Source organism: Bacteroidota bacterium, assembly GCA_005882315.1.
Lineage (GTDB): Bacteria > Bacteroidota > Bacteroidia > Chitinophagales > Chitinophagaceae > VBAR01.
This window is the reverse complement of sequence record VBAR01000001.1, coordinates 501,042-523,417: the sequence shown is the minus strand read 5'-3', so window position 1 is coordinate 523,417 and position 22,376 is coordinate 501,042. Positions and strand designations below refer to the sequence as shown.

General features: G+C 38.8%; 17 protein-coding genes and 1 pseudogene. 14 read left to right on the top strand and 4 right to left on the bottom strand.

Annotation, left to right across the window (positions count from 1 at the left end; all coding sequences use genetic code 11):
• Nucleotides 1-199: 199 nt before the first annotated feature.
• The 4 genes from E6H07_02060 to E6H07_02045 all read left to right on the top strand — a co-directional run bounded on the left by E6H07_02060 (nucleotide 200) and on the right by E6H07_02045 (nucleotide 7,390).
• On the top strand, nucleotides 200-2,329 hold the full coding sequence (locus tag E6H07_02060) for a TonB-dependent receptor (GenBank protein ID TMI64721.1): 2,130 nt from the start codon (nucleotides 200-202) through the stop codon (nucleotides 2,327-2,329).
• A gap of 28 nt (nucleotides 2,330-2,357) precedes the next feature.
• Nucleotides 2,358-3,026, top strand: a complete 669-nt coding sequence (locus E6H07_02055; GenBank protein TMI64720.1) for a hypothetical protein — start codon at nucleotides 2,358-2,360, stop codon at nucleotides 3,024-3,026.
• Nucleotides 3,027-3,207: 181 nt separating this feature from the next.
• Nucleotides 3,208-6,555 carry an isoleucine--tRNA ligase gene (locus E6H07_02050; protein TMI64719.1) on the top strand — a complete coding sequence of 1,116 codons (3,348 nt, stop codon included), beginning with the start codon at nucleotides 3,208-3,210 and terminating at the stop codon, nucleotides 6,553-6,555.
• Nucleotides 6,556-6,559: 4 nt separating this feature from the next.
• Entirely contained in the window at nucleotides 6,560-7,390 is an 831-nt protein-coding gene (locus E6H07_02045; protein TMI64718.1) for a TraR/DksA family transcriptional regulator, read from the top strand.
• Nucleotides 7,391-7,461: 71 nt separating this feature from the next.
• Here the strand turns inward: E6H07_02045 and E6H07_02040 are convergent, their stop codons facing one another.
• On the bottom strand, nucleotides 7,462-8,208 hold the full coding sequence (locus E6H07_02040; protein ID TMI64717.1) for a hypothetical protein: 747 nt from the start codon (nucleotides 8,206-8,208) through the stop codon (nucleotides 7,462-7,464).
• A 358-nt stretch (nucleotides 8,209-8,566) separates the two neighbouring features.
• Here E6H07_02040 and E6H07_02035 point away from each other — a divergent pair.
• From E6H07_02035 to E6H07_02010, 6 genes and pseudogenes are all read left to right on the top strand, one after another.
• Nucleotides 8,567-8,638: pseudogene (locus E6H07_02035) on the top strand (collagen-like protein).
• A 595-nt stretch (nucleotides 8,639-9,233) separates the two neighbouring features.
• On the top strand, nucleotides 9,234-10,577 hold the full coding sequence (locus E6H07_02030) for an alkaline phosphatase family protein (GenBank protein ID TMI64716.1): 1,344 nt from the start codon (nucleotides 9,234-9,236) through the stop codon (nucleotides 10,575-10,577).
• A gap of 9 nt (nucleotides 10,578-10,586) precedes the next feature.
• Nucleotides 10,587-11,066 carry a YcxB family protein gene (locus tag E6H07_02025; protein ID TMI64715.1) on the top strand — a complete coding sequence of 160 codons (480 nt, stop codon included), beginning with the start codon at nucleotides 10,587-10,589 and terminating at the stop codon, nucleotides 11,064-11,066.
• Between the two features lie 18 nt (nucleotides 11,067-11,084).
• A complete protein-coding gene (locus tag E6H07_02020; protein ID TMI64714.1) occupies nucleotides 11,085-11,864 on the top strand; it encodes a UDP-2,3-diacylglucosamine diphosphatase in 780 nt (259 codons plus the stop codon).
• Nucleotides 11,865-12,674 carry a hypothetical protein gene (locus E6H07_02015; protein TMI64713.1) on the top strand — a complete coding sequence of 270 codons (810 nt, stop codon included), beginning with the start codon at nucleotides 11,865-11,867 and terminating at the stop codon, nucleotides 12,672-12,674.
• Between the two features lie 50 nt (nucleotides 12,675-12,724).
• Complete coding sequence (locus E6H07_02010) at nucleotides 12,725-13,816, top strand: mechanosensitive ion channel (GenBank protein ID TMI64712.1); 1,092 nt, start codon at nucleotides 12,725-12,727, stop codon at nucleotides 13,814-13,816.
• Between the two features lies 1 nt (nucleotide 13,817).
• Here E6H07_02010 and E6H07_02005 read toward each other — a convergent pair whose 3' ends face one another.
• From E6H07_02005 to E6H07_01995, 3 genes are all read right to left on the bottom strand, one after another.
• Nucleotides 13,818-14,342 carry a thioredoxin family protein gene (locus E6H07_02005; GenBank protein ID TMI64711.1) on the bottom strand — a complete coding sequence of 175 codons (525 nt, stop codon included), beginning with the start codon at nucleotides 14,340-14,342 and terminating at the stop codon, nucleotides 13,818-13,820.
• Between the two features lie 62 nt (nucleotides 14,343-14,404).
• A complete protein-coding gene (locus E6H07_02000; GenBank protein TMI64710.1) occupies nucleotides 14,405-14,947 on the bottom strand; it encodes a MerR family transcriptional regulator in 543 nt (180 codons plus the stop codon).
• A 132-nt stretch (nucleotides 14,948-15,079) separates the two neighbouring features.
• Nucleotides 15,080-16,051, bottom strand: a complete 972-nt coding sequence (locus E6H07_01995) for a M23 family metallopeptidase (protein ID TMI64709.1) — start codon at nucleotides 16,049-16,051, stop codon at nucleotides 15,080-15,082.
• A gap of 302 nt (nucleotides 16,052-16,353) precedes the next feature.
• Here E6H07_01995 and alaS point away from each other — a divergent pair, with 302 nt between their 5' ends.
• From alaS to gatB, 4 genes are all read left to right on the top strand, one after another.
• Entirely contained in the window at nucleotides 16,354-19,074 is a 2,721-nt protein-coding gene (gene alaS / locus E6H07_01990; protein TMI64708.1) for an alanine--tRNA ligase, read from the top strand.
• A gap of 17 nt (nucleotides 19,075-19,091) precedes the next feature.
• On the top strand, nucleotides 19,092-19,628 hold the full coding sequence (locus E6H07_01985) for a GNAT family N-acetyltransferase (GenBank protein ID TMI64707.1): 537 nt from the start codon (nucleotides 19,092-19,094) through the stop codon (nucleotides 19,626-19,628).
• 110 nt (nucleotides 19,629-19,738) lie between these two features.
• Nucleotides 19,739-20,779, top strand: coding sequence for a PDZ domain-containing protein (locus tag E6H07_01980; GenBank protein TMI64706.1), 1,041 nt, complete (start codon nucleotides 19,739-19,741; stop codon nucleotides 20,777-20,779).
• Between the two features lie 145 nt (nucleotides 20,780-20,924).
• Nucleotides 20,925-22,373, top strand: coding sequence for an Asp-tRNA(Asn)/Glu-tRNA(Gln) amidotransferase subunit GatB (gene gatB / locus E6H07_01975; GenBank protein ID TMI64705.1), 1,449 nt, complete (start codon nucleotides 20,925-20,927; stop codon nucleotides 22,371-22,373).
• Nucleotides 22,374-22,376 lie beyond the last annotated feature (3 nt).

Below are 22,376 nucleotides of genomic sequence, written 5' to 3'. Positions count from 1 at the left end.
TCTAAAAATAAAATTTTTGTTCCTTTGAATACTACACCAGCTCTTTGGTTTTTTATTTTATGACACAAGTCATATGCTCACTTGATTGATACACGAAAAGCTGTCATTTTTTTGTCAAAGAATTTTTGAACACTATTTCATGACAAATACATGATAAAATAATAAAGTTGCTGAAGAATCTTGCGGCCGAATTCACAATATGTTTAAACCGACTGCAATTAGTTTACTTCTTCTCCTCTCACTGAACCTTTCAGCACAGTTTGATTCGTTGCATACTCTTCAAATGGATGAATTAGTAGTAACTGCTACAAGAACTGAAAGAAAACTCGGCAATGTGGCTGTGCCGGTCCGTATCATTAATCAAAAAACGATACAGCAAGCGGGTTCATCGCGGTTGAAAGATATTTTGCAGGAGCAACCCGGTTTATTTATTACCAGTTCTTTTGGTGCAGGTGTACAAATGCAAGGATTGAACCCTGATTATACTTTAATCCTTATTGACGGAGAACCGCTGGTAGGCAGGACAGGTGGTGTTTTGGATTTAAACCGTCTCACCGTTGGCAATATCAGAAAAGTAGAAATTGTAAAAGGACCTTCATCAAGTTTATACGGATCGGAAGCAATAGCCGGCGTTATTAATGTTATCACTGACCGTAGTTTTAAAAAACAACTGAATGCAGGCCTTAGATATGGTTTTGGTAACCCTGATAAAGGATGGGCTGCACCATTTGGAACTAATACATTTAAGAATGCAGACATCAGTCTTAATGGAAGTACGACGATCGATCGCTTAGGTATACAGTTTTTCAGTAACATAAATTACACTGATGCTTTCAGCTACCGGCCTTATTCATCAGACAGGTATCCGCAACCGATATACCGGTTGACCAACCAACTGCAGCTGAGTTATGATATTGCCAACAAAACAAAGATCAATCTCTCCATTCGTCATGCTTATGATCATATCAAACAGGAATTTGCTGTAAGTAATAATGGAGCCATCACTAACTCTTACGGAAGAGAAGCAAACAGCGATTTAAATATTAACCCGGTTGTCATTCACCAGTTCAATAAAAAAATAAAGTCATCTCTGCGGCTATACGGAACATTTTACAACGGCTCACAGTATTTGAAGTTTAAAGAAACACCTGACAGCAGTTACACGGATGAGTTTCACCAGAATTATTATCGTGCAGAAAACCAGACGGATTTCAATTTTAAAAATTCTATTCTTACGATCGGCGCTGGTTTTATCGAAGACCAGGTGCAATCAACCCGGTATGATGATTTCAGCAGCCGCAAAGAAAACAATGTGCTGTATGCGTTTTCACAATATGATTGGTCGCCAACCGAAAAACTTACAGTTATAGCTGGATTAAGATATGATGATAATAAATTATTTGCTTCAGCATTCAGTCCTAAAATAGCAGTGCGATACAAGGCTGGAAAAAAAGTATCATTGAATGCAAGTATCGGCCGTGGATTTAAAGCTCCCGATTTTCGTCAGCTCTATTTAAATTTTACTAATAATGCTGCCGGTGGGTATTCTGTATTGGGAACGATTGATGCCGTTAAAATAATCAATGAACTGAATTCACAGGGTTTGATTGCAGAGATAAAGGAAGATTTTTATAAACTCCAGGAGCTAAAACCTGAATTTTCAACCGGTGTCAATGTTGGTGGAACTTATTTCTATAGCAATAAGTTTTCTGTCAATCTTAATCTCTTCCGCAACGATATAGAAGAACTGATCGATTCAAGACAGGTAGCCACGAAATCAAACGGCGGCCAGGTGTATAGTTATATCAATGTAAAAAATGGATTTACTCAAGGTGCTGAACTGGAGATCAACTGGCAAATGACTAAAACAATCAAGATCAGTTCCGGTTATCAATATCTTCTTTCTGCAGATAAAAATGAACTGAAAAATGTAAAAGCAGGAAAAGAATATACACGTAATGCTGATGGTACGAGTCGCATTCTTAGCAAAGATGAGTATATCGGTTTGCCTAATCGTAGCAGGCATATGGCCAATCTCAAATTCACTTATGAGAACGAGAAAAACTTTTTTGCTACTACCCGTTTCATTTACCGCAGCCAATGGGCTGTTGCCAATAGCGATGGTAACGGTGTTTATAATACCAACGATGAATTCGCTGATGGATTTTTGATCATAAATATTTCAGCAGGTAAAGAATTTAAAAATGGGATCCGCATCAATGCAGGTATGGATAATGTTTTCAATTACCAGGACATTAACTACCTGCCGAACCTGCAGGGAAGAAATATTTATATCGGCGCCCAATTCAAACTCTTAAAAAGTAAATAACAATTATCAAACATAAAAAAGAAGAAAAATGACAAAGAGAATTTTAGCAGCAGCAGTTTTAGCAACAGTAGTTTTTACTTCGTGCGATAAAGACGAGACGCCTGCTCCGCCGGCTGACCCGAATGCATTTTCAATAAACACAAGTGCAAACATTACAACAGTAAAAAATTTGCCGGCTGATACCATCATTGGTTTAACGTCACAGGGCCAGCCTTATGGTGCAGGTAAATATTCTTTCTTCAGTTTGGAAACCGGTCAGTGGGTTAATAACAGTGATTCAGCAACCACTAAGTGGGATATTGCATTTGCAGGAACAACGATCCGTGTAAATAACCAGACAAGCGGACCCGGTGTTGGTGGCGCATTTGTATATGTCGGTACATTCGATGCATTGACATCAGTACCTGTTGATTCAACTTTCAGAGTTGACAATCATCCCACATCTTATGCAATTGTAAAAGGTTCCGGCAAGGGTTGGTATAATTATGATGCGGTAAATAACCTGCTTACGCCGATCCCTGGCCGTGTACTGGTTATTAAAACTGCAACCGGTAAATATGCAAAAGTTGAAATATTGAACTATTACAAAGGCGGTGCTACTCCTTCGTCTACAGCATCGGATGCTGTAAAGATCAATGAGCAGCGATATTATAGTTTCCGTTACAAATATCAGGGCAACGGAACTGTGAATTTTTAGTTGACCAGCTGAATAGCCTTGATTAAACAACTGCGGCGACGCTCCGTTCGGGGTTCTGTTCCCTGGTTGATCAACAAATTACCACTTCGAAAAACCTTCAGGCCGTCTCAAAATGAGGCGGCTTTTTGTTGTCATCCCCCGGCCGTTTCCTTAACTTCGCTGACTTTTTAGGAGAAGGAATATGAGTCAGAAATACAGGGAATATCAGCATCTCAATTTACCAGCAATAGGCCAGGAAATGCTTGCTCAATGGCAGGAAAAACAGGCTTTTGAAAAAAGTGTTTCATTACGTGAAGGGGCCACGCCATTTGTTTTTTATGAAGGCCCACCCAGTGCCAATGGTATGCCAGGTATTCACCATGTTATTTCAAGAACATTAAAGGACCTGGTTTGCCGTTACAAAACCATGAAAGGTTTCCAGGTAAAACGCAAAGGTGGATGGGACACACATGGCTTACCGATTGAATTGGGTGTTGAAAAAGAATTAGGAATAACTAAAGAAGATATCGGCAAAAAAATCTCTGTTGAAGAGTATAATCAGAAATGTCGTGAAGCAGTATTGCGTTATAAAGATAAATGGGATGATATAACCCGTAAGATGGGATATTGGGTAGATCTGAATGACCCGTATATAACTTACAAAAACGAATACATTGAAACGGTTTGGTGGTTGCTGAGTGAGTTGTACAAAAAAGGATTATTATATGAAAGCGTAAGCATTCAACCTTATTCACCAGCTGCTGGTACAGGTTTAAGTTCGCATGAATTGAACCAGCCAGGTACTTATAAAGATGTAAAGGATACAAGTGCTGTTGCAATGTTTAAAGCCATCAACAATGAGAAATCTAAATTCTTATTTGATGCTGTCGGTAATGAAGAAGTTTTCTTTCTCGCATGGACGACTACTCCGTGGACATTGCCAAGTAATCTTGGTTTGACTGTTGGAGCCAATATTGATTATGTATTGGTAAAGACAGTTAACCCTTATTTGCATAATACAGTTTATATCGTTCTTGCAAAAGCATTATTAAGTAAATATTTTAAACCCGAAAATGAAAATGCGGATTTTGCTGAATATAAAAGTGATGGAAAGAACTTGCCATATTCAATCGTAAAAGAATTTAAAGGATCTTCAATTGAAGGTTGCGAATACGAACAACTCCTTCCTTACGAAGCGAATTCATTAAAAGTTATAGAAGAAGAAACTCCAGGAGCAAAACCATTCCGTGTAATGGTTGATAGTTTCGTTACAACAGAAGATGGTACAGGCATCGTTCATACAGCACCAGCATTTGGTGCAGATGACTTTAAAGTTGGAAAGAAATATGGTATTGGCATTTTGACAATGGTAGACAGGCAAGGAAAGTTTGTAGACGGCCTGGGTGAATTCAGCAACCGGTATGTAAAGAATTATAAAGACCAGAAAGAATATGTTGATGTCAATGTTGATATAGCCGTGAAGTTGAAAAAAGAAAACAGGGCTTTTAAAGTTGAGAAATACGAACACAGTTATCCGCATTGCTGGAGAACAGATAAACCAGTTCTTTATTATCCGTTGGATGCATGGTTTATAAAAACTACTGCTATCAAAGACAGGATGGTTGAATTAAATAAAACAATCAACTGGAAACCTAAATCAACCGGTGAAGGAAGATTTGGTAATTGGTTGGAGAATATGGTGGATTGGAATCTTAGCCGTTCAAGATATTGGGGCACACCATTACCTATATGGAAAACAGAGGATGGTGAAGAAGAGATTTGTGTTGGTTCAATTGAAGAATTGAATAATGGGATCCGTAAAGCAAGCGAAGTATTGGGTGGCGATGTAAACAAACATTACCTGCACGAAGGAATTCTTGACTTGCATAAACCTTATGTTGATGATATCATCCTGGTTTCGCCAAAAGGTCAACCAATGAAACGTGTCCCCGATTTGATTGATGTTTGGTTTGACAGCGGTGCTATGCCTTATGCACAATGGCATTTTCCATTCGAGAATAAAGAAACATTTAAGCAATCATTCCCGGCGGATTTTATTGCTGAAGGTGTTGACCAGACAAGAGGATGGTTTTATACATTACATGCAATAGCTGCATTAGTGTTTGATTCGGTTGCTTACAAAACCTGTGTGTCAAACGGGTTGGTATTGGATAAGAACGGCAACAAGATGAGTAAACGTTTAGGAAACGTAGTTGATCCGTTCAAAACAATTGAGACCTATGGAGCTGATGCAACTAGATGGTACCTGGTTACTAATGCTTCACCATGGGACAACATGAAGTTTGACCTTGATGGCATTAAAGAAGTGCAGCGCAAATTCTTTGGAACACTTTATAATAGCTACCAGTTCTTCGCCTTGTATGCCAACGTGGATGGATTTTCTTTTAAGGAAAAATATATAGCGCTGAATGAAAGACCAGAAATTGACCGCTGGATTCTTTCATCATTAAATACTGTTGTAAGAAAGGTAAATGAGTTCATGGATGATTATGAACCCACACAAGCTGGACGTACAGTTGAAGATTTTGTAGATGAACATTTAAGTAATTGGTATGTTCGTCTCTGTCGCCGCCGTTTCTGGAAAGGAGAATATGAGCAGGATAAAATTTGTGCTTATCAAACTTTATATGAGTGCCTCGAAACAGTGTTGAGGTTGATAGCACCTATTTCACCTTTTTTTAGTGATGCTATTTTCCAAAACCTGAATGCGATCACTGGTCGTTTCAATGCGGAATCAATTCATCATACCGATTTTCCAGTTTCTGATGAAAAAGTAATAGACACTTCTTTAGAAGAAAGAATGCAACTGGCGCAGGATGCTTCATCATTGATCTTATCGCTTCGTAAAAAACAGAACATAAAAGTTCGCCAGCCGTTACAAAAAGTTTTAATACCTGCATTAAGTGCTTCCATGAAAGCGCAACTGCAAAAAGTGGAAGACCTGGTAAAGGCCGAGGTGAATGTAAAAGAAATAGAATACCTGAGCCCGGATAACAGTTTTATCAAAAAGAAGATCAAACCCAATTTTGTTGCTCTCGGTAAAAAGCTTGGGTCAAAAATGAAAACGGTGGCTGCAGCACTTGCAGAATTCACACAAGAGCAAATAGCAATGTTGGAAAAAGAAGGCCAATATAATTTGCAGGTTGATGGCGAAGCCCTAATATTACAGACTGCTGAAGTGGAAATAACCAGCGAGGATATTCCTGGTTGGCTTGTGGCAAATAAGGGTAACCTGACTGTTGCTTTGGATGTGACCATAACGCCGGAATTGGAAAACGAAGGCAATGCCCGTGAGTTTGTGAACCGGATCCAGAAGATCCGTAAAGACAGTGGCTTTGAACTGACCGACCGGATAATTGTAAAAGTATCTGCAGGTAATGGATTAAAAAATTCGTTGATAGAGTATAACGACTATATTTGCGCCGAAATTCTGGCTGACAAGCTGGAAATTTTAACGGAAATAGAAAGTGGTACGGACATTGAAGTGAATGATATTCAATTAAAAGTGATTGTTTCAAAAAAAGCCTGAGCTTATGGCTAGTAAGAAAAAAACAGCGCCTAAAAAGCCTGCAAAACCCGCCAAGAAGGCGGTTGCTAAAAAGCCGGCAGCAAAAAAGCCAGCTAAAAAAGTTGTGGCAAAAAAACCTGCACCTAAAAAGGTGGCTAAGCCAGCACCTACAAAACCGGCAAAACCGGTAGCTAAAGTAGTTGCTAAACCTGTGGCAAAACCGGTTGCTAAACCAGTTGCCGCTGCACCAGCTCCTGCCCCAAAGCCGGTTGAAAAACCAGTAGTGCTACCAAAAAAGCCGAACCCGAACGATCCTAAATCCCTAGTAACAATTAAACCCCCTGTAAAACAAGTTTTGAAAAAGGAACCTATTAAACCGTCAAAAGTTGTGATGCCAAAGATCACAACGAAAAGTTCAGTGAAGTACGAACCTGAATTTACCAAGTCAGTACTTGATGCACATGCTATGGAGCATAACGGGCCTACCCAGCGGTACTCTGATCCTGAATTGAATGAATTCAGGGAGATCATTCAGAAAAAACTGGATGCTGCAAAAAAGGAACTGAATTATCTCCAGGGATTAATTACCCGTAAAGATGAAAGCGGTGGCGATATGGATGAAGGTCGCTACATGACCATGGAGGATGGCAGTGTAAGTATGGAACGTGAGCAACTGAGCCAGATGGCAAGCCGCCAGATCACTTTTATCGATCACCTGGAAAAAGCGATGATGCGCATAGAAAATAAAACCTATGGTATCTGCCGTGTTACCGGTAAGTTGATTGATAAAGCAAGATTGCGTGCAGTACCACATGCTACATTAAGCATCGAAGCCAAGCAAATGATGAGTAAATAAATTTTATTCTGCCGAATAAAAAATCCCCGGAGCATTATTACTTCGGGGATTTTGCTTTATTGCTAACTCCTTTATTTTTTTTGTTTGTCGAGGAATATCTGGAAGCTGATACCGATCGTAGCTCCATGGTTAGTAAATTTCTGTGTAGGCTCATTGGTACTTGTCTGATCTACCGACCCGTCGTTACTAATATCCACTTTAGTTGTTGTTTTAAAAGTGCTTTTAGTATAAGAATAATTATAACCTGCAAAAAAATCAAGACCTGTATTGTCACTTATCATTTTGGTAAAACCAATGCTCAGGCCGGCGTTAACAAAAAAGTCTCCTGAAGATTTTCCATCATAGGTGGACTTATCAGTACCACTGAAGCTGAAACCTTTTGATGTTGAAGAACCCGTACCAAAATTCAGATTAAACTGGCCAAATGGCAGCATGCTGCCTGTAGTTTTAAAATAATTTCTTGCAAATCCGCCAATGCCAAGATTAAAACGTGTAGAGTTGTCATTATTAAAAGTATTTCCTGTTGCATCACTCACATCGGTTGTTTCGTTTTTGCTGTGAGAAAAAAGAAAGCTTGTACCTATAGCAGTATTATCGGACACAAACCAGCCCATTGACGGCCCCAAATTAATACCATAACTTTTTACATCGGATGTATATCCTGTAGTGGGTGGAGGAAAACTATATTCAGTTTTGCCTGAATTATAAAACACCGTTCCTACGGTTGCACCTACCATTCTTGTACCTTTTTTTATTTGGGAAAAAGCAGGTGAGACCAAAAGAAGAACAAGTGTTGCCAGCAAATAAAATTTCTTCATAAAGCCAGATTTGGTTATTGAGTGGCAAAAGTAATTGTTAGCGGTCTTGTGGACAAATGGGTGTTTCCGGGATTTTTTTTTAAAAATCTCACTCGGGATTGGATTTTTTTCCTTTATCTTTAAATCATCTTTTAAGAGCTATCTTATTAAGATAAACTACTACAACTTCTTAACTGCCAAAACAAACGTTATGAGAAAACTCAGACTCTTATCTGTTCTATTAGTTGCATTAAGTTTCATCATTGTAAATTGTACGAAGGAAGGTCCCGAAGGTCCTGTTGGAGGTACTGGTCCGCAAGGCCCTGCTGGTTCAAACGGGACAAACGGAACGAATGGTGGTATTGGTCCGCAAGGCCCTTCTGGCCCCGCTGGTCCTGCTGGTCCTGCCGGTCCCGCTGGTCCTGCCGGTACTGCCAATGTAATATATTCTGCGTGGTTGGCTGCTCCTACTACTTTTAATCCAGGTTGGGTTGACTCTGCATTTTCAACAATAGGAACTGCTTCACGTGCAAATTTCGCAGCTCCTTCTATGACTCAGGCAGTAATGGATCAGGGCTTGACTATGGTGTATCATACATTTGCTGCTTCTCCGGCACTTCCAACTGGTACGGCAAACGTGCAAGCGCTGCCTTATGATATTTCACCGGCTGCTGGGGTTATTGCTCAACTAAATTACAGACCAGCTGTTGGACGCCTGATAGTTTATATCAAGAATTTATCAAACACAACTCAATACGGTTTATTGGCAGGGCATTATTTCCGCTATGTAGTAGTTCCAGGAGGCGTTGGTGGTGGTCGTATGATGAGTGGACCGGCTGCTGGATATACAATTAAAGAACTTAAGGAAATGCCTTATGAAACACTTGCAAAGAAATTTAATATCGCTGCAACAGGTACGAATGTGTTACAGTAGTATACAATTCTATTATAACTTTATTGAAAACCCCGGAACTTATCCGGGGTTTTATTTTTTATTTAATTGCTTTTTTTTCTGACTTAAATTGTGGCGCTAAACCGTGTACATTTTGAAAAAAACGATACTTCCTTTTCTGCTGCTGATTTCCTTTTATATTGCTGCGCAACCACGGGTTATTTCAGGCCCGATGCTTGGCCAAATTGAATTGCGTGACGCAAAAATTTGGGTTGAGGTTTCTCCTGAAGTAAAGTCTGTTTCGCTGCAATATTATAGAAAAGGGGAAGTCACCAAATCAAAAACAATTTTATACAAAGGAGAATTGGGTAATGACTTTAATCCGGTGACATTTACTGTTGGCGGATTGGATTTTAATACTACTTACCAATATAAAATTTTGGTGAATGGAAAACCTGCCAATACAGGAGGGGAGTTTACAACAAAAGACCTGTGGCAATACAGGAAAGATGTGCCGGACTTTAGTTTTTTAACAGGTAGCTGCGCTTACTTCAATGAACCTAAATTTGACAGACCGGGAAAGCCTTATGGCCAGGATTCATCCATCTTTGTAACAATGGCAAAAGAGAAATCTGCTTTTATGCTGTGGTTAGGTGATGCGTGGTATACAAGGGAAGTAGATTACTTCAGCAAATGGGGATTATGGTATCGTGCCTCTCATGATAGAGCTCAGCCAGTATTACAAAATTTTTTAAAGGCAATGCCGCAATTTGCAATATGGGATGATCATGATTATGGACCTAATGATATTGGTTCAAATTATATTTTGAAAGATGAAAGCCGCAAAGCTTTTTCCAGCTATTTCTGCAACCCCTCATATGGAGAGAACGGTCAGGGTATTTACTCAATGATCACCTGGGGTGATGCAGATATTTTTTTAACAGATGATCGCTGGTGGCGGAGTGCAGACCAGATGAAAGATTCTGTAAATGGGAAACCTAATCCTGAAAAAAGAATGCTCGGCAAACAACAAATGGATTGGCTAAAAAATTCTTTGTTGTACAGCAGCGCACCGTTTAAAATTATTACGTTGGGTAGCCAGGCTATTAATCCAGCTTCACCCTTCGACAAATGGTGGGATTTTCCTGCTGAGTATGATGAAATGATGAATTTTCTGAAAGAGAATAAAATTAACGGCGTTCTTTTTCTCACCGGGGATCGTCATCATAGTGAAATTATTAAAGTTGATAGGCAGGGTACTTATTCTTTATATGATATAACAGTTTCAGCACTCACTTCAAATGGCTATGAGTTTAAGGACAAGGAAATAAACAATCCCTACCGGGTTATTGGATTTGATCTGAAACAGAACTATGGAAAATTTTCTTTTAGTGGTAAACGTAATGACAGGAAACTGACAGTTGAATTTTTAGGATTGAAAGGTGAAAAGCTCGGCGAATGGAGCATTCATGAAAAAGATTTGAAAACACAGAAATAATTTTACAGGATGACAATCCATTTTGATTATAACAAACAGCAGGTAATACAGGCACTACGTTATCATTTCATCAGCCGGAAGGAAATCCGGTTGATGATAATATTGGTGAATGTGTTTGCCATTGCTTCATTTGTTTTTTATGTACTGAAATATATTTCTCCTTTTGCATTTATGGTTGGAGCTCTTTTATGGTTGGTATTGATGGTTAGTTTTTGGTTTATTATGCCAACGATGGTTTATAAAAGAGCCGCAACTTTTAAAGATAAGTTCAGTATGAGTTTTGATGATGCGGGATTTACATTGGCCCATGAAAAAGGTTCTAAGTCATGGCCATGGACGGCATTGGGTTCTTACCTGGAAAGCCCGAACTTTTTTCATTTGTATTTTGACAGCCGTTCATTTTTCCTGGTACCAAAAAACGGATGTAAGGATTCGGATGAAGTATTTGAATTAAGAAGTATAATAAAATCACACGTAAAGAAAGGATAACTGACACGAATAGTATTGATGAATAATTCAGCCAACACCAAAAAGATCTATTTCCTTTCCGACTTTCACCTCGGGGCACCTGATCATGCTTCAAGCCTTGAAAGGGAAAAAATCATTGTTCAGTTTTTGGATGAAATAAAAAATGATGCATCGGAAGTTTTTCTCGTTGGCGATATGTTTGATTTCTGGTATGAATATCGCAGAGTAGTACCCAAAGGTTATGTAAGGTTGCTGGGTAAACTGGCTGAATTGTCTGATGCGGGAATACAACTGCATTTTTTTGTGGGCAATCATGATATGTGGATGAAAGGCTATTTTCAAAAGGAATTGAATATGCCTGTTTATTTTGAACCAAAAGAGTTTGAAAGAAACGGAAAGAAATTTTTGATTGGGCATGGCGATGGATTGGGCCCCGGTGATCATGGTTATAAACGATTGAAGAAAGTTTTTCGTAATCCTGTTTGTCAATGGCTATTTGGGATATTGCCACCTGTGATTGGGGTTGGCATTGCGGATTATATGAGTAAGCGAAGCCGGCGGCAAACAACGGAAGAAAAATTCCTGGGCGAAGAAAAAGAATGGCTGCTCATTTACAGTAAAGAATCATTACAGAAAAGTTTTTATAATTATTTTATTTTTGGTCATCGTCACCTTGCTATTGATTATCGTCTTTCGGAAGCAAGCAGGTATATCAATCTCGGTGACTGGATCCGTTATTTTACATACGCTGTATTTGATGGTGAAAAGCTGGAACTGAAATCTTTTACCGGAAAGGATGATAAAATAATCCGTAACTAAATGAAGGTATCTATTGCTTTTATATTATTTCTTATTGCAGTTCAACCTGTTTTTTCGCAGGGTGATACATTGTTCCGGTTCATAAAAACAATTAAAGGCGATATTGAAAATTTCGCGGTGGATGACCTGGATAATGTTTACTTGCTCAATAATAAAAACCAGCTTAAAAAACTGAATTCGAAAGGTGACTCAGTAGCTGTGTACAATGATGTAAGACGTTTTGGTAAAGCCACCTTGATCGATGTTTCCAACCCGCTGAAAGTTTTATTGTATTATAAAAACTTCGGCACTGTTGTAGTGCTTGATCGTTTCCTTAACCAAAAGAACATTATTGATCTGCGCAAACAGGATATTTTCCAGGCAAAAGCAATTGGCCAGTCTTACGATAATAAGCTTTGGGTATATGATGAATTGGAAAATAAACTGAAAAAAATTGATGAGGATGGAAAACTGCTTTTAGAAACACCTGATTTTCGTATGCTGTTTAGTGAAACGGTAATGCCCCAAAGCATTACAGATAATAACCTGAATGTGTATCTCTATGATTCATCAAAAGCTGTGTATGTGTTTGATTATTTTGGGGCATTAAAAAATAAAATACTGATAAGTGGCTGGCAGAATTTTAAAGTAGTTGATAAATATATTTTCGGCACTGTGGCTGACACTGTGTACCGTTACGAAATAAAAAATTTCCGGTATGATGAATGGCCTGTGCCTGCCCAGCTATCCGGCAGTCGTTCGATCAATTTTTCTTCAACTCGGATTTATGCTTTGAAGAAAGGTGGACTCGAAATTTTCGCTTTCCGGTAGCCACTTCTCCGGCTTATTAAATACTTTTATCATTCAATAAAAAAGGCTTCATGAATGATTTTTTTGAACAGGTGATATTGGATAATACGGTTAGGCAGTATTGCATTGTATTTGGAGTTATTCTTTTTACATTGGCCTTGAAACGCCTCATTTCAAAATATTTTGCCGGACTGCTTTTTTTAATGGTCAATAAAATATGGAAGGATATAGATAAGAAATCTTTTACCGGGCTTGTTGTAAAACCGCTTGGCTTTTTTCTCCTGGTACTTGTTTCCATCATCGCCCTGCATAAGCTTACATTCCCTGGTGTGCTGAATGCAGATATATACCGGTTTACTGTAAAAGAATTTATTCATACCCTCGGTTCACTTATCCTTATTATTTCGTTTTGTGCTTTATTGACCAGGATAATTGACTTTATTGCCCTCATCCTGGAAAAAAAGGCTGACCTCACACCCGATCAGACCGATAACCAGCTGATCATTTTTTTTAAAGATTTTTTCAAAGTAGTTGTTGTGATCATAAGCATTGTGCTGATGCTGAAATATGCTTTTGGGCTCCATGTTGGTAGTTTAATTACCGGTCTAAGTCTCGTTGGTGCCGCCCTCGCATTGGCTCTGCGTGAAAGTCTTGAAAACCTGATCGCATCATTTATTATATTTTTTGATAAGCCATTTGTAATTGGGGATGCTGTAAAAATTCAACATTTCACGGGTTCTGTTGAAAAGATCGGTTTGCGTAGCACCCGTATTCGTACCGAACAGAAAACAACGTTGACTGTTCCTAACAAACAGATGGTGGACAGCATTCTTGATAATCATTCACAACGTACACAGCGAAGAGGTGATTTAAAACTGGATTTAAGTATCCACACTTCTTCTGCATCTATAACTGCTGTAGTAAATGGAATAAAAGAAATCCTTACACAAAAAGATATTGAAACCTTTCATGTTCATTTTTCAGAAATAACAACAAACGCTTCAATAATAATTGCTGACTATTATACTGCACCATTAACAGCTGCTGCATTTAATGAAATAAAAGAATCAGTAAATCTGCAAGTGTTGAAATTGCTGGAAGAACGAGAGGTGGAAATAGCCGGCGCCAACGCAGATATCAGGGTTTCAGGAAATCTTAAATAATTTATTGAGCAGGATTGAGTATCTCGGCTAGCTCTTTATCAAATAGACCATACTTGCCATACTCGATCACTCTTCCCATTTCCTTTCCTTTTTTCAGAACAATAATAGTAGGAACGTTATGTACATTCAATGCTTCGCTTAAATGGCTTAATGTTTTTTTATAGCGATCAGTTCCGATCAGGGTTATTTTTTTAGTATCAAATCCGGTTATATCAGCTAATTTATAGAGTTGTGGTACGATTACTTGTGAATCTTCGCACCAGGTGCCCATATATACCAGCAACTCAACACTATCTTTTTTTGCTTTCATTGCTTCTACAGCTGCAGTTTGTGGAGTGTACCATTTTTGGTTAGCAGCAAACCATTTAAAACTTGTGTCCTTCAGCAGATCATCTTTCGTAATTATTCCTTTATAAACTTTCTGACCTGCATGCACTGAATCGGGATAAACGATAAGCTGTGATTGGGAATTTGCAGCAGAAAAAATAAATAGCACAACTACAGAAAGTAATACACTTTTCATCATTAAAAGTTTATTAGCAAAAATACAAGGAGAACGTTGAATGGGGGAGTGTGAATCGTTAAAACTTACAAGCTGGCTTTCATTTCCACCAAAAAGCCTTTTATCTTTTCCAGTGATTGAATCAGCTCATATTTCTCCTCTGCTTTACCAGCGCCTTTCAGGTAAGTTTTGGCGCCTTCAATCGTCATCTTGCGGCGGCGGAGCAGATCGTAAATGAGTTTTAGGTTTTTTACATCAATGGGACGGAAGAAACGATCGCCTTTACGATTCTTGCGGGGCTCAAGAATATCAAATTCTGTTTCCCAATAACGGATCAGCGATGTCTTTTCATGAAACATCTTTGCTACATCACCGATATTATAATATTGTTTTTGAAAAAGAATTTCATCTTCCGGTATCCGGATTAGATCAGCATTTTCATCAGAAGTTTTCAGGGCTTTGCGTCCGCGTTTGGAGGGTATATGCATTTTCACAGTTTTTGCAACAGCAATAATTTTGTTCTCAATATTTTTTACCTCTTTTGTTATTGATGGTGCAGGCTCTTCAGCTACCGTTACCGGTGCCTCTTCAAACTCAAAAGCAATCTGTGTTTGTTTTTTCTCTTCCATAATGCTCAGCAAAGATACTGTAGTTGAAGAGTGCGACGCAACAGAAGCTTAATAGTGTGGAAAAGTCGGGTTCATAAAATAAATAACAGATAATAATGAATAGCTGAACATTGAGGAGCCACAGTCTATTCACTAGTCAAAACTCTGGTTACTCGCTGCTGCTTTCTTCACTAAGCGATCGAACTGTTCAGGGCTGATATCATTAAAGAAGAAATAGATGGGGTCTATCTTAGAACCGCGGAAATGCACTTCATAATGGCAATGCGGGCCTGTACTTTTACCGGTGCTACCGACATAACCAATGACTTCACCGCGTTTTACTTTCTGGCCCGTTCTTGATTTCACTCTCACCATATGACCATACAATGTTTCATAACCATAACCATGATTGATGATGACATGATTACCAAAGCCACTTCCTACGTTGCCCGCAAGAGAAACAGTACCATCTGCAGTAGCATAAATAGGCGTGCCGCTGGGTGCAGTAAAATCGATACCGGCATGCATCTTCGTGGTTTTATATACCGGGTCGATCCGGTAACCGAAACCTGAAGCGATCCGCTCAAGATCTTTATTGGCTACTGGTTGTATAGCTGGCGTATGGGCAAGAATACTTTCTTTTGTTTTCAGCAGTTCATCTACTTCTTTGTAAGATGCCTGCTGCATACGTATGCGGCTACTGAGGTTATTTAGCGAATTATTAATGGAACGTACCAACGCATTACCGCCAAGGCTCTCTACAAATTCCACTTCCTGTTTCATTTCAAGTGCTTTGGCACGAACACTGTCTGGTATCGGGTTGGCCTCAAAAATGGCTCGGTATACATCATTATCTCTTTTCTCCAGTTCATGCATCTGTAGCTCTATCGATTTTAAGGAGTCATTCATTTCTTCAAACTGGTCCTGCAAAACTGCATATCGCCGTTGTAGCATTTTCTCCTGCGGCGAACCCACAAACCGGAATGCGAAATAAGAAATAATGCCAGCCGTAACCAAGGCGGCCGCAACAAAACCAAATACCCGCAACAATTTTACCCGTAGGGGAGTTTCGAGTTTCTCATACCGGAGGGTATGAGTATTGTAGTAATATTTGATTTTTTTCATGAGCCCCTGAAGCCTGTATTGATTACCTTTGCCCCGCTTTGGAGGTTAACAAATATAGCCTCTTCATCAGCAAAAATCAACCCATATTTTCGCAGTTTTTTTATGACAGAAATGATGATTTTGGTACCGTCTGAGTTGCTACTATCACAGCTAGTTGCGTCGCTCCCGATAGCTATCGGGACTTGTACGTCCGGTATTTCTATGCAGCATTTTCTTATAGCAAACACTTCATCCGCATATTTGCTAATTCGCAAATCTGCACATCAACAACTATTCACCATTTACAATTGACAATTCACAATATGACCAGTTCACAGATCAGGCAGGCTTTCATGGATTTTTTTAAATCAAAAGGGCATGATATTGTTCCTTCAGCTCCGATCGTAATCAAGAACGACCCGACGCTGATGTTCACCAATGCAGGTATGAACCAGTTCAAAGATTATTTTCTCGGTAATAAATCAGCACCATGGAAACGTGTTGCTGATACACAAAAATGTTTACGTGTAAGCGGCAAGCATAATGACCTCGAAGAAGTAGGAGTGGACACCTATCATCATACTATGTTTGAGATGCTGGGTAACTGGAGCTTTGGAGATTATTTCAAGAAAGAAGCGATTGCGTGGAGCTGGGAATTACTAACCGAAGTTTATAAGCTGGATAAAAACCGCTTGTATGTAACCATCTTTGAAGGTGATGCAAAAGAAGGTTTACCACGAGATGAAGAAGCATTTAATGAGTGGAAAAAATGGCTCCCTGAAGACAGGATCCTGAACGGAAATAAAAAAGATAATTTTTGGGAAATGGGAGATACAGGTCCTTGCGGTCCCTGTACTGAGATACATTTTGATAGCCGTCCGAATGCAAATAACGATGGCCATTCGTGGGTGAATAATGACGAAACAGGAACGGTGATGGAGATATGGAATAACGTATTCATCCAGTTCAATCGATTAAAAAATGGAACACTTGAATCATTGCCGGACAAGCATGTTGATACGGGAATGGGCTTGGAAAGATTGGTGAAAGTGGTACAGGGAAAGACTTCGAATTATGATACTGATGTGTTTACGCCATTGATAGATGAGATTTATTCGATTAGTGGTAATCGATACATGGAAAACCCAAGAAGTATAAATGAAACGAATGCAAATATTGCAATGCGGGTTATTTCAGATCATATCAGGGCGGTTAGTTGTTGTATTGCAGATGGTCAAATGCCAAGTAATACTGGGGCAGGATACGTTGTTCGAAGAATTTTAAGAAGAGCAGTTCGCTATGGGTATTCTTATCTTGACTTAAAAGAGCCCTTTTTTTATAAGTTAGTTTTTGTTTTAGCAGAACAATTAAAAAGAGTATTTCCCGAATTATTTACACAAGCTGACTTTATTACAAATGTAATAAGGGAGGAAGAAACTTCTTTTTATCGGACCCTAGCCTCTGGAATAAGAAGGTTTAAAAATTATGTTACATATGCTGATTCACCAATGTCTGGTGGATATATAGCTGATGTAAGCGATAGCGAAGAAACAAAAAACAAATACATATCGACTCAAAGGGAATATTTCAAAGAAAGAAAAAATAAACAAATAGCTGGAAAGTTCGCATTCGAACTTTTTGATACATATGGATTTCCAATTGATTTAACTGGCTTAATGGCTAGGGAAGAAGGCTGGACATTAGATATGGATGGCTTCAATAAAGCCCTTCAAGAACAAAAACATCGCAGTCGTGCAGCTACTGCGGTTGATACTGAAGACTGGGTAGATGTAAATAAAGTTGATAAAACATCTTTTGTTGGTTACAATGATTTGTTGGTAGAAACTAAGGTTGTTAAATACCGGAAAGTAAAATCAAAAATAAAAGAGCAATTCCAGCTTGTATTGGAAGCAACACCGTTCTATGCAGAAAGCGGCGGACAGGTTGGTGATAAAGGAATATTGCAATTCGGTGAAGAAAAAATTGAAGTAACTGATACAAAAAAGGAGAATGATCTGATCATTCATTTTACAGATAAACTGCCATCAGATATTTCAATGCCTGTAACAGCTTCTGTTAAATGGGAAGATCGTTTAAATATAACTTATAATCATTCTGCCACTCACCTGATGCATGCAGCATTGCGACAGGTTTTAGGCAATCATGTTGCACAGAAAGGTTCATTGGTTTCTCCTGAAATATTGCGTTTCGATTTTTCGCATTTCTCCAAAATGACCGATGATGAATTGAGAAAAGTTGAGATACTTGTAAATGAAAAGATCAGGGCCAATATCCCGGTTGTCATAAAAGAGTTGCCTAAAGAAGAGGCATTAAAATCCGGTGCAATGGCTTTGTTTGGAGAAAAATATGGTGATAGGGTCCGGGTTGTTATTATTGATCCAAGTTATTCTATTGAGTTATGCGGTGGTACCCATGTTGGTCATACAGGAATGATAGGATTTTTTACCATTCTTACTGAATCAGCGGTAGCTGCTGGCGTTCGCCGTATTGAAGCTTTGACAGGACCAGCTGCTATGCAATATGTTGGTGAGAAAATAACTCAGTTTAAGCATCTTAGTGAATTAGTAAAATCAAAAGATCCTCTGAAAGCGATCGAAAAAATGATGGAGGATAAACTATTGCTGGAAAAGAAAGTTGAAAAACTGGAGAGTCGCCAGTTAGTGATCATTCGGAATGAATTGATGCAAAAAGATGAGATCATTAATGGTGTAAACTTTATCGGTGATATAGTTGAGGTAAGCAATGCTGATGCATTGAAGACACTTTGTTATGATTTAAAGAACCATCTCCGGGATCATGTAGCTGTATTGTGTGTGAACATAGGAGGTAAGCCATTTGTTGCCGTTGGAATTTCTGATACAGTAGTTGCTGCAAAGAATCTTGATGCAGGAAAAATAATTAAAGAGCATATCGCCCCATTAATAAAAGGTGGTGGCGGCGGACAAAAAACACTGGCAACTGCCGGTGGACAGGATGCTTCCAACCTTGCACAAGTGATTGCGAAAGTAAAATCACTTTTATAAATCAGGTATGTTAAGAAATGGCATATACAGTCATCATCGAAACACAACGTCTCATTCTCCGCATATTCACTCTTAATGATGCGCAACTCATTTATGATTTGAATCTCGATCCCGAAGTAACACAGTATACCTACGATCCGGTCAGAGATATCAATCATGCACAAGAGATCCTGGAAAGAACAATTTTACCTCAATATGCTTTATACAATCATGGCCGCTGGGCGGTACATGTAAAACCAGGGCTTGACCCGATAGCTATCGGGTTTATTGGCTGGTGTGGTTTAAAGTATCGATCCGAGCTAGATGAAATAGATCTTGGTTACCGGTTTAAAAAATCGTCCTGGGGGAATGGTTATGCTACCGAGGCAGCTTATGCATGTATTAAATATGGATTTGAAAAGCTGAACCTAAAACTCATAACAGGCAGAGCCATACCCGAAAATACAGGCTCATGGAATGTGCTTGAGAAATGCGGAATGCAATATATAGGAGTCCAGGAAATAGATGGCCATCAGCTAAAGACATATCAAATCGTCAATCCGCTCAACCACTGATCCACCCGTCCAAACCAAAAATTCATTTAACATTTCCGAAACATTTCGTATTTAAAAAAATGTCTTTATATTTGATCTACGAAACTTAACGTAGAAAAACAAAAAAGACTATGAAGCAGATAATCTCAAAACTTAGCGCAGCAGTAATTGGCGCCTTATTATTCGTTCCTGCCATCAATGCCCAGGACGAGAAAGTAAAAGTAGAAGGAAAACAAATTTCGCCTAATGAAGTTGATCACATCACCATTACCCGCAAAGCAGATAAGAATGAAAAAGTGACTGTAATTATTGATGGTGACAAAATCACTGTTAATGGTAAGGACATTAAAGACATGAAGGATGGTGATATTACAGTAAATAGATCAAAGTTTAAAACAGGAAATAATCTTTCAAGATATGAGAGACTTGCTGTTCCGGGATACGAACATAATGGCAGTGGTAGCTGGAATGTTTATAGTGGTGATGAAAACCGTGCAATGCTGGGTGTAGTAACTGAAAAAACAGATGCTGGTGTAAAAGTACTTGAAGTCACAAAAGAAAGCGCTGCAGAAAAAGCTGGCCTGAAAGAAGGAGATATCATTACAAAGATCGGTGATACAAAAGTGGAAGACCCGGATGGTTTGGCTGAGGCAGTTAAAAAAAATAAACCCGGAGATAAAGTAGCCGTTACTTATCAGCGGGATAAAAAGGAAAGCAAAGCAACTGCTGAGTTAACCAAATGGAAAGGCGTAAGCGCATTTACATTTACACCTGGTCAAAATTGGGATATGAAAATGCCTGAAATGAATTACAAGGAAATGGAAATACCAAGAGCACAGGCAATGCCAAGAAACCGGGGATATAATGAGGCAATGGGTTATTACATGGGTGGTCAACCTAAATTGGGTTTATCTGTCCAGGACACTGATGATGGCAAAGGTGTGAAAGTGATTGACGTAGAAGGAGAAAGTAATGCTGCAAAAGCCGGTGTAAAAGAAAATGATATCATTACTCATGTAAATGATAAAGAAGTAAACAGCGCCGATGAAGTTTCTAAACTGGTTAAGGAAAACAAAGACAAACCAAATCTGAGCTTAAAAATAAAACGTGATGGAAAAGCGCAGACGATCCAGGTAAAAATGCCCCGTAAATTAAAAACAGCTGATCTATAGTCCTGACGTATAAAGTATAATTGCAAAGTATAGCCCTGATGCCGTCCCGCTTTTAGCGGGGCGGCTTTTTATTTAACCCCTGCCTGTCCTTTTATACTTAATGTGACAGTTCATTAAAACTGAGTCCCGTATTTTTGCTCTCTTTATGACGAATAAAGATCTATACGAAATAGTAGTTGGGCTTGAAGTGCATGCACAGTTACTCACGCAGAGCAAATTATTTTGTGGCGACAGTATTGCTTTCGGCTCCGAACCAAATACACATGTAAGCCCCATTACATTAGGTCATCCGGGAACATTACCTAAAATGAATAGAAAAGCTGTGGAGTTTGCGGTGAAAATGGGATTGGCTTGTAACTGTGAGATCGAAAAGAATAATTATTTCGCAAGAAAAAATTATTTCTATCCTGATCTACCGAAAGGTTACCAGGTATCCCAGCATACTACTCCTATTTGTAAAGGTGGCTTTATAAAAATAAAAGTTCGGGATAGCGAAAGATCGATCCGGCTTAACCGGATACATCTTGAAGAAGATGCCGGTAAAAGCCTGCATGATGTAGATGAAAAAAATACAAGTATTGATTACAACCGTGCAGGTACACCTTTAATTGAAATAGTTACTGAACCGGATATCCGCAGCGCTGATGAAGCATTTGCTTATTTAACTGAAATAAGAAAACTGGTACGTTATCTTGAAGTGTGTGATGGCAATATGGAGGAAGGAAGTCTTCGGTGTGATGCCAATATTTCTGTACGGAAAAAAGGAGATGAAAAGCTGGGTACTAGAGTTGAAGTAAAAAACCTGAACTCTATCCGCAATGTAAAACGGGCTATTGAACATGAAGCTGGTTGTTTGATAGGTATGCTGGAAAATGGGGAGATAATTATTCAACAGACAAAAAGTTTTGATGCCAACAGCGGAACTACATTTTCAATCCGGGATAAAGAAGATGCAGATGATTACAGGTATTTCGCTGACCCTGACCTTACACCTTTTAACCTGGAAGATTCCTTTATTGAATCCATCCGGCAGAGCATCCCGGCACTGCCAGAATCAAGGGTAGAAAAGTATAAAACTGAATTTCAGCTTTCAGATTATGATGCAGGAATTCTTACTGAAGAAAAAACGTTTGCAGACTATTTCGAAAGCGTTTCAAATCACAGTATGCATTATAAGGCGATTGCAAACTGGATGCTTGGCCCGGTTAAGACATGGCTGAATGATAATAATAAAGAGATCGCTGAATTTCCTATTGTTCCTCAACAATTGGCTATGTTGATCGGATTAGTTCAATCGAATAAAGTAAGTTTCTCTGCGGCTTCTTCAAAAATATTTACTGATCTCCTGAATGAGCCGGATAAAAGCCCTGAACAGATCGCTATTGAAAATAATCTTATTCAGCAATCCGATGCAGGTGAACTAGAACCGATAGTAGATGCTGTGTTGCAGAAACTGGAAACAAAAGTTCAGGAGTATAAAAAAGGAAAGAAGGGATTACTTGCTTTATTTACCGGCGAAGTAATGAAACAGACAAAAGGAAAAGCTGATCCAAAAGTTATTAATAGCTTATTGCTTGAAAAATTAAAATCTTAAATA